Source organism: Lacisediminihabitans sp. (genome assembly GCF_036404185.1).
In the GTDB taxonomy this organism is placed as follows: domain Bacteria; phylum Actinomycetota; class Actinomycetes; order Actinomycetales; family Microbacteriaceae; genus Lacisediminihabitans.
The window spans coordinates 1-8901 of record NZ_DASWPB010000041.1 but is presented as its reverse complement, the minus strand read 5'-3'; the positions used below and the strand labels follow the sequence as shown (position 1 = coordinate 8901).

Genomic DNA, 8901 nt, shown 5'->3' with positions numbered 1-8901 from the left:
TGCGTGCTGCTACTGCTGGGTGAGCGGCTCGAGAGTCGCGTCGTTCTTGTAGGACTCGGCAGCGTTGGCCTTGGTGACCAGCTGCGGCGGCAGCAGGTAGGTCGGAACCACCTTGACGCCGTTGTTGTAGTCCGTCGAGTTCGTCGCGGGCTTGGAGCCCTTGGCGAGCGCCTTCACCATGTCGATGGACTGGGCCACGAGCTTCGTGGTGTCCTTGTTGATGGTGGAGTACTGCTCGCCGGCCATGATCGACTTGACCGACTCGACCTCGGAGTCCTGACCGGTGACGATCGGGATGGGCTTTCCTGCCGCCTTCACCGAGGTGATGATGGCGCGGGCGAGGGTGTCGTTCGGGGAGAGCACACCGTTGATCTCGGCGTTCGCGTAGTTACCGGCGAGGAGCGTGTCCATGCGGCTCTGTGCGTTCTGCGCCAACCAGCCGGCGGTCGCCGTCTGCTTGATGTCGGTCTGTCCGGACAGGACCTTCAGCGTTCCGTCGTCGATCTTCGGCTGCAGGATCTTCATCGCGCCCTTGAAGAACACCGGGGCGTTCGCGTCGTCCGAGGAACCGGAGAACAGCTCGATGTTGTAGGTCTTCGCGTCCGGGTACTTCGCCTTCATGCCGTCGAGGAGGGCCTGGCCCTGGAGCTCGCCGACCTTCTCGTTGTCGTATGCGACGTAGTAGTCGACGTTCTTCGTGTTCAGGATGAGGCGGTCGTACGCGATGACGACGGCACCGGCATCGTGCGCCTGCTGGACCTGCGAGCTCAGCTGGCCGCCGTCCTTGGCGCCGATGATGATGACCTTCGCGCCCTTGGTGACCATGGAGGCGATCTGGTTCTGCTGGTCGGCGACGGTGTTCGTCGCGGCTGCGTACTGGACGTCGGGCTTGTAGCCGGCGCTCGTGAGGCCGTCGGTGAACAGCTTGCCGGCCAGGACCCAGTTCTCCGACGTCTTGTCGGGGAGGGCGACGCCGATGACGGAACCCGACTTGAATCCGGCTGCGTCGCCGGATCCGCTCGTCGAGCTGCCACGGCTGGAACAGCCCGAAAGGGCCATCAGCGCGACCCCGGCGATTGCCACGGTCGTGATTGCAAATTTGCGCATTTTCTTCACTTTCTTTGTGAGGTTGGTGCAGTGGAAAAACTGGGGGCGTGACGTCCCCAGGGACTACGCCGGATTGATCAGTTCGGCGTAGTGGACTGTGAGCGTGAGGTCTCCTCCACGCTGTCGGTGGGCGAGACGCTCGGGCGGTCGATCGGAGCAGAGACATCCCTGTTCCTGCTGAAGCGGCCTATGAGCGATGGACGTCCCTGCTTCCGGCTGTAGACATCCACGCCGACGGCGACGAGGAGCACGAGACCCTTGATGATCTGCACGCGGTCGACGCCGACGCCGAGGAGCTGGAGGCCGTTGTTGAGGATGGCGATGACAAGACCACCGATGATGGTTCCGCCGATCGTTCCGATACCACCGGCGACTGCGGCACCACCGATGAAGACGGCGGCGATGGCGTCCAGCTCCCAGCCGACACCGTCACCGGGGCCGGATGCGACGGAGCGGGCCACCGAGATCATGCCGGCGACGGAAGCGAGGATCGACATGTTCATCATGACGAAGAAGTTGATCCGCTTGATCTTCACACCGGACAGCTCGGCCGCGCGCCAGTTGCCACCCACGGCGTAGACGTGGCGACCGAAGGTCGTCGACTTGGTGACGAAGGCATAGATGAGGATGAGCGCACCGAGGATGATGCCGGAGTCGGGGAAGCTCGTTCCTGGACGGCCGGTCGCGAACAGGTAGGTCGCGTAGATCACGACGGCCTCGACGATGACCAGCTTGACCACGCTGACCCACAGCGGTGCCTTCTCCGCACCCATGAGGGTCTGCGTGCGGCGTGCCCGCACCTCCTGCCAGATCAGCGCGAGCGCCGCGAGCAGTCCGAGAATGAGCGTCCCGTTGCTGTAGCCGAAGTCCGGGCCGAAGTCGGGGATGAAGCCGCCGCCGATCCAGGTGTAGGCGTCCGGCACCGGAACGGTGGCCGAGTTGCCGATGAACTGGTTGCCACCACGGAAGATGAGCATGCCCGCCAGCGTGACGACGAAGGCGGGAACGCCGACGTAGGCGACCCAGAACCCCTGCCAGGCACCGATGGCCGCACCGATGACAAGACCGAGGAGGATTGCGATCGGCCAGGGGAAGTGCCAGCTGTTCATCGAGGTCGCGACGATGATCCCGACGAACGCCGCAACGGAACCGACCGAGAGGTCGATGTGGCCGGCGATGATCACCATGACCATACCGATGGCCAGGATCAGGACATAGACGTTCTGGTTGACCAGGTTGATCAGGTTGACCGGGTCGAGGGTGAGCCCACCGGTCAGGATCTGGAACAGGATGATGATGACGACGAGGGCACCGAGGATGCCGACCTGGCGTCCGCTCGACTGCCCGCTTCCGAACATCTTGCCGAGATCCCGGATGCCTCCGGACTTCTTCGTCGGGGCTTCAGGTGTAGCGCTCATGGCTGGGTAACTTTCTTCTTCGCAGAGGTCATACTCTTCATCAGAGTTTCGGGATCGGCCCGTTCAATGGGAATGTCGTTCGTGATGGCGCCCTCGAAGATCGTGTAGATCCGATCGGAGACGCCGAGAAGCTCCGGCAGCTCGGAGGAGATCATGATGATCCCCTTTCCCTGTGCGGCGAGATCGCGGATGATCGCGTAGATCTCGGTCTTGGCACCGACATCGATGCCGCGAGTGGGTTCGTCGAGGATGAGCAGATCGGGATCGGTGAACATCCACTTCGCCAGGACGACCTTCTGCTGGTTGCCTCCGGAGAGCTTGTTCACACCCTCGTCGACCGTCGGCGTCTTGATCCGCAGGCTCTTGCGGTATTCCTCTGCCGCGCGGTGCTCCTTGACGACGCTCACCACCTCGCCGCTGGCGATCTTCGACAGCTTCGCCGAGACGATCGATCGCTTGATGTCGTCGAGGAGGTTGAGGCCGAGCGCCTTGCGGTCCTCGCTGACGTACGCGATTCCGGCGTCGATCGCCTCCGAGACGTTCTTGATCTGGATCTCCTTGCCGTCCTTGAAGATCTGGCCGGAGATGAAGGTGCCGTAGGAGCGCCCGAAGATGCTCATCGCCAGCTCCGTGCGGCCGGCGCCCATGAGGCCGGCGAATCCGACAACCTCGCCACGACGCACGGTGAAGCTCGAGTTCTTGACCACGAGGCGCTCCGCGGCGAGCGGATGCTGAACGGTCCAGTCCTTGACCTCGAAGAAGACCTCCCCGATGTGCGGGGTCCGGTCCGGGAAGCGGTTCTCGAGGACGCGACCGACCATGCCGCGGATGATGCGGTCTTCGTTCACCCCGTCGGCCTTGACGTCGATGGTCTCGATCGTCTTGCCGTCGCGGATGATCGTGATCGAGTCGGAGATCTGCTCGATCTCGTTGAGCTTGTGCGAGATCATGATCGACGAGATGCCGCGGCTCTTGAGCCCGCGGATCAGGTCGAGCAGATGCTGCGAGTCCGCCTCGTTGAGCGCCGCCGTCGGCTCGTCGAGGATGAGCAGCTTGACCGACTTGTTGAGGGCCTTGGCGATCTCCACCAGCTGCTGCTTGCCAACGCCGAGGTTCTTGATCTGGGTGTCCGGGTCGTCCTCGAGGCCGACACGGGCGAGCAGGTCGATCGCCCGCTGCTTCGCTTCGACCCAGTTGATGACGCCGCCACGACCCGGCTCGTTGCCGAGGAAGATGTTCTCGGTGATCGACAGCTCGGGGATGAGCGCCAGTTCCTGGTGGATGATGACGATGCCGGCGGCCTCGCTCGATCCGATGTCCCTGAACCGCGACTCGGTGCCCTGGTAGATGATGTCGCCGCGGTAGGTACCGTAGGGATAGACCCCGGAGAGCACATTCATGAGCGTCGACTTGCCCGCGCCGTTCTCGCCGCAGATGGAGTGGATCTCTCCGGCACGCACGGTCAACGAGACGTTGTCCAGTGCCTTCACACCGGGGAACTCTTTGGTGATGGATCGCATTTCGAGGATGATCGGCTCACTCGCCATGATCAACCTCCGCACTGCGGAAGAGCGGATTGTGTACGTTCACACTTGCGACGAGCGCATCTGCTATCAACGCCGGACTACCTTGTCTCGTAAAGGGGTGGGGAAATTACCCGCTAACAGACTAAACCCTGTTTTGGGTGTTGTCGTCAAGTTGTGAACACAACAACTGGGTAACGACGGCTGTTATTTTCGGGCGCCGGAACGCTGGAGGACGAGGGCCGCCGCACCGAGCGCCTCCGCGCGTTCGCCGAGCGACGACATCACCAACGACGTCGTCCCGCCGATGCTCGGGATGGTATGCGCCAGGAGCCCGCGGGTGATCGGGGCGAGCATGATGTCACCGAGACCGGCGAGCGGGCCGCCGATGACGATGACCTCCGGATTGATCAGGTTGGCCACGCTCGCGAGCACCCCTCCGACGGCGAGGCCCGCCTCATCCAGCACCCCGAGCGTCGCCGGGTCCCCCGCGAGCGCCCGGGAGACGATGTCCATGGTGCGCACCGGGACGCTTCCCCGGCTGAGGCGCTCGATCATGACGGAGACGGATGCGACGGTCTCCAGGCATCCGCGATTCCCGCAGTGGCACAGCTCCCCCTGATCGATGACCGTCTCGTGGCCGATCTCCCCGGTCACCCCGAGGCTGCCGTAGAAGAGCCTGCCGCCCAGGATGAGGCCCGCGCCGATGCCACTGCCGATCTTGAGGAAAACGAGGTTGTCGACGGGAGAGTGCGGACCCCAGGTCACCTCGGCGAGCGCCCCCAGATTGGCGTCGTTGTCGAAGACGACGGGGAAATGCAGGCGCTCCTCCAGGCGTTCGAGGCGGATTCCCACCCACTCGGGAAGGATGGCACCCTGGACGACGGCACCCGACTTGCGGTCGATCGGGCCGGGGATGCCCACTCCCACTCCGAGCACCGACGAGGGCACCACCCCGTTCGTCGTGAGCAGCCGGCCGAGTGCCGCCGAGGCCAGGTCGATGCTCTCGGTCGCGCTGTGCCCGATCTGGAGCTCGAGGAACTCCTCGGCCAGCACGTGGTAACCGAGCGTCGCGAGCACGATCCGGACGTGCCGCCTGCCGAAATCGATGCCCACCGCCACGGCGCCGTTGCCGGACAGCCGCACGAGCAGCGCCCTGCGGCCGGAGCTCGTCGTCGGCTCGGTCTCGATCGCACCGGCGGCGGCCATCGTCTTGACGATGTTGGAGACCGTGGCGGTGGAGAGTCCCGTGCTGCGGGAGAGCTCTGCCTGCGTGAGCGGGCCGCTCCCCAGCAGCGCGTCGACGATGCGCTGCTGGTTGAGGCCGCGCAACGCGCTCTGCGAGCCGGGATTGCGCAGGTCTCCCCGGGAGGGAAGCGACGGCGCTGACATGACACAGAGGCTGCCTCATCCACGCCTTGTCGTCAAGAAGTTAACGCAATGTCGCCGAAAACGATGGTCAGCGGACCGGCGGCGCCGTCGACTTGCGGACGATCAGCTCCGGCGAGATCTGGTCGTAACGCCGATCGAGTTCCCCTGCCAGTTCCCCGAGCACCATCGCGACCGAACGCCTGCCGATCTCGGCGAAGTCCTGCCGCACGGTGGTGAGCGGCGGCCAGTAGTGGGCCGCCTCGGGGATGTCGTCGAAGCCGACGACGCTGACATCCCGCGGCACGTCCAGGCCGGCGTCCCTGAAGGCGTGGATGAGCCCGAGCGCCATCAGGTCGTTCGCCGCGAAGACCGCCGTGAAGTCCCGGAAGCGGGTGAGCTCGCGGCCCACCTCGTATCCGAAGTCCACCGTCCAGTCGCCGAGGATCGGCGCCCGGACGGTGAGGTCGGCCTCGATCATCTCGTCCAGGAATCCGGTCATCCGCGCCTCGGCCTCGATCCAGTCCTGCGGGCCGGCGAGGTGGACGATGTCCCGGTGGCCGAGGTCGATGAGGTGCCTGGTGGCCATCCGCGCGCCGGCGAGCTGGTCGACGGAGAGGGTGCGGGCATCCTTCCGCCCGGTGGAGTCGAGGGTCACCAGGGGCACCCGGATGTCCAGCTCCCTGATCGCGTCGAACACGCGGACCTGCGGGGCGATCACCACGAGCCCCTCTATTGACTGGCTCATGAGGCGCTCGAGCCGGTCGGTGATCGACTCGTAGTCGCTCGTCGCGAGGCTCATCGTCGTGATGAGATATCCGGCCTCGCGGGCCGCCTCCTCGATCGCCTGCAGGCTGGTCGACGGCCCGTAGTGGGCCACCTGGGACGTGAGCACGCCGATGGTGCGGGACCGGCTCGTCACGAGCACCCGGGCCGCCTGGTTGGGCCGGTACCCAAGCTGCTCGATCACCTCGAGCACCCGTTCCTTGGTGCTCTCCTTGATGTTCTCGGAGTTGTTGAGCGCCCTCGAGACCGTCTGGTAGGAGACTCCCGCAAGCCGCGCGACATCCCGGATGCTGGGGGCGCGAACCTTCACTGGTTCCATAGGCTTCTGACTACCGCACTTCGTTGGCGAGATGTGTACGGGCACGCTCTCGTACAACGCCACCATTATTGCGCACCCACCTCGGCGAGGCCGACATCGCTTTCCGAGAGAGCGCCCTCCCCGCCGCGACCCCGATAAATGTCGATTCAGGAATGTTTATCCCCCTGCATCCCCAGTCCGGAATGTCTGCACCGCTCAGGGGACAAGATCGGCTGTTCGCTGCGGTCGCGAAGAGGGAATCTTGTCCCCCGAGAGGGAGTCGGGGGACCGGTATCACGGGTTCAGGTCGTAGAGCGTGGTTCCGTCGACGGTGGTGGCCGTGAAGTTCTTCTCCACCCAGGCCGCGATGCTCGACGAGGCGGAGGAGCCGCCGCTCGACTGCCCGAGGGAGCCGCCGGCAACGAAGTAGTGGATCTTCCCGGCGGCGACGTCGGCCTTGAACTCGGCGAGCGTCGGGGAGGGATCGCTGCCATTGAACCCTCCGATCGCCATGACCGGGTCGCCGCTGGCCAGCTGATACCCCGCAGCGTTGTTCGACCCGACCGCCGCGGCGACCCAGGTGTAGTCGCTCGCGTTCGCGGTGAGCTTCGCCACCACCGCGGAACTCACGGTCCCGCTGCCGAGCAGCCCGCTCATCCCGCCCATTCCGCCCGCGGTCTCGCCCGCCGTCCCCGCGCGACCCCCTTGAGCCGTTCCGGTCGGAGGCTGGCCCGTGGCGGAGCCAGTGCCGGTTGTCCCACCGGGCGCGGTGCCACCGGTCTGCGTGCCGCCCTGCGCACCGCCGCCGGGCTGGCCGCCGTCGCCGAAGCCACCGCCGCCGAAGCCCCCACCCCCCGTCCCGGCGCCCATCGAGCCGCTCACGGTCGGTCCCGCGGTGACGATGGAACCGGTGTGCGCGGTCGTGACCGTCTCGAGGCTGTACGCAGCCGGTGCGACGAGGGCGCTCACGAGCGTCACCGCGAGGGTGGCCGCCGCGAGCACCCGTCCGCGCCTCGGCAGCATCAGCAGCACGGCCGCGGCGAGACCGAGCACCAGCACCACCCACTTGAGCCACGGAAGCCAGTCGGCCGCCTCGCTCAGCAGCGAGTACACCCACATCGCCGTCAGCACGACGGTCGTGGCCGCCACGATGCGCGCCCAGAGCTCGTCCCTGCGGGACCAGAGCAGGCTCGCTCCTATCGCCACCGTGCCGGCGAGCGGCGGTGCGAGCGCCACCGTGTAGTAAGCGTGGAAGATGCCGGCCATGAAGCTGAACGCGAGCGCCGTGACGAGCAGCCAGCCAGCGAACAGGACGAGCACCGCCCGACGCGGGTCGGTGCGCGGCGAGTGCCAGAGCAAAACGAAGGCGACGATCATCACGATGAGGGCGGCGGGCAGCAGCCAGGTGATCTGTCCGCCGATCTCCCCCTCGAAGAGTCGGAGGAGTCCGGTCGAGCCCCAGTTGCCTCCGGCGTTCCCTCCGGTGCCTCCCACGCTTCCCGTCTCGTTGCCGCTCAGGCGGCCGAGCCCGTTGTAGCCGAAGGTCAGCTCGAGAAAGCTGTTGTTCTGCGAGCCGCCGATGTACGGACGTTTGCTCGCCGGCACGAGTTCCACGACCGCGACCCACCACCCCGCGGACAGGACGAGCGTGCCGAGCGCGGCGAGCAGGTGCAGGAATCGTGTGCCCCACCGACGCGGCGACATCCACAGGTAGGCGCCGACGAGGACGGGGAGGATGAGGAAGGCCTGCAGCTGCTTGGTGAGAAAACCGAACCCGACCATCGCACCCGCCCACATGAGCCAGCGGATCCTCCCGCTCTCGATCCCGCGCAGGGTGAAGTAGACCGAGAGGGTCATGAGCAGGACGAGCAGGGCATCGGGGTTGTTGAACCTGAACATGAGGGCGGCCACGGGCGTGATCGCGAGCGCACCACCGGCGAGCAGCGCCGTCCCAGGGGAGAAGTGCCTGCGCACTATCGCGTAGACGAGTGCGACCGTGACGACCCCCATGATCGCCTCGGGCAGCAGGATGCTGAACGAGCTGAGCCCGAACAGGCGCACGGACAGGGCCATGAGCCACAGGCTCGCGGGCGGCTTGTCGACGGTGATCGAGTTCGCGGCATCCGAGGACCCATAGAAGAAGGCCTCCCAGTTGACCGAGCCGGCCTGCACCGCCGCGGAATAGAACGAGTTCGCCCAGCCGCTCGCGGCGAGATCCCAGAGGTAGAGCACCGCCGTGGCGACGAGCAGGCCCAGCAGCGCCGGGCGTTCCCAGGTCGTGGCGTCCGTTCTTCCCCGGACGAGCCGGCGCAGGACGGTGCGCCCGCGGCCGTGCCGCCGTTCGTTCCGATGCAGGGTCGCGGTCGATCCGGTCATGAGTTGGTCACTTTCTGGTCGAGAG

At 66.0% G+C, this 8901-nt stretch carries 6 protein-coding genes; all 6 read right to left on the bottom strand.

What is annotated here, in order from left to right:
• Positions 1 to 9 precede the first annotated feature (9 nt).
• The 6 genes from VGC18_RS02195 to VGC18_RS02170 all read right to left on the bottom strand — a co-directional run bounded on the left by VGC18_RS02195 (position 10) and on the right by VGC18_RS02170 (position 8876).
• Positions 10 to 1107, bottom strand: coding sequence for a sugar-binding protein (locus VGC18_RS02195; protein WP_331093764.1), 1098 nt, complete (start codon positions 1105 to 1107; stop codon positions 10 to 12).
• Between the two features lie 77 nt (positions 1108 to 1184).
• Entirely contained in the window at positions 1185 to 2525 is a 1341-nt protein-coding gene (mmsB, locus tag VGC18_RS02190; RefSeq protein WP_331093762.1) for a multiple monosaccharide ABC transporter permease, read from the bottom strand.
• Entirely contained in the window at positions 2522 to 4072 is a 1551-nt protein-coding gene (mmsA, locus tag VGC18_RS02185; RefSeq protein WP_331093760.1) for a multiple monosaccharide ABC transporter ATP-binding protein, read from the bottom strand. The genes mmsB and mmsA overlap by 4 nt, the downstream gene beginning before the upstream one ends.
• 183 nt (positions 4073 to 4255) lie before the next feature.
• Positions 4256 to 5440, bottom strand: coding sequence for an ROK family transcriptional regulator (locus tag VGC18_RS02180; protein WP_331093758.1), 1185 nt, complete (start codon positions 5438 to 5440; stop codon positions 4256 to 4258).
• 67 nt (positions 5441 to 5507) lie between these two features.
• Positions 5508 to 6521, bottom strand: coding sequence for a LacI family DNA-binding transcriptional regulator (locus tag VGC18_RS02175; protein WP_331093755.1), 1014 nt, complete (start codon positions 6519 to 6521; stop codon positions 5508 to 5510).
• A gap of 273 nt (positions 6522 to 6794) precedes the next feature.
• A complete protein-coding gene (locus tag VGC18_RS02170; RefSeq protein WP_331093753.1) occupies positions 6795 to 8876 on the bottom strand; it encodes an ArnT family glycosyltransferase in 2082 nt (693 codons plus the stop codon).
• Positions 8877 to 8901 lie beyond the last annotated feature (25 nt).

Excerpts from the sequence above, each read along its gene's own strand:
- mmsB (WP_331093762.1), bottom strand. The coding sequence starts at position 2,525 with ATGAGCGCTACACCTGAAGCCCCGACGAAGAAGTCCGGAGGCATCCGG.
- mmsA (WP_331093760.1), bottom strand. The coding sequence starts at position 4,072 with ATGGCGAGTGAGCCGATCATCCTCGAAATGCGATCCATCACCAAAGAG.
- VGC18_RS02195 (WP_331093764.1), bottom strand. The coding sequence starts at position 1,107 with ATGCGCAAATTTGCAATCACGACCGTGGCAATCGCCGGGGTCGCGCTG.
- VGC18_RS02175 (WP_331093755.1), bottom strand. The coding sequence starts at position 6,521 with ATGGAACCAGTGAAGGTTCGCGCCCCCAGCATCCGGGATGTCGCGCGG.
- VGC18_RS02180 (WP_331093758.1), bottom strand. The coding sequence starts at position 5,440 with ATGTCAGCGCCGTCGCTTCCCTCCCGGGGAGACCTGCGCAATCCCGGC.
- VGC18_RS02170 (WP_331093753.1), bottom strand. The coding sequence starts at position 8,876 with ATGACCGGATCGACCGCGACCCTGCATCGGAACGAACGGCGGCACGGC.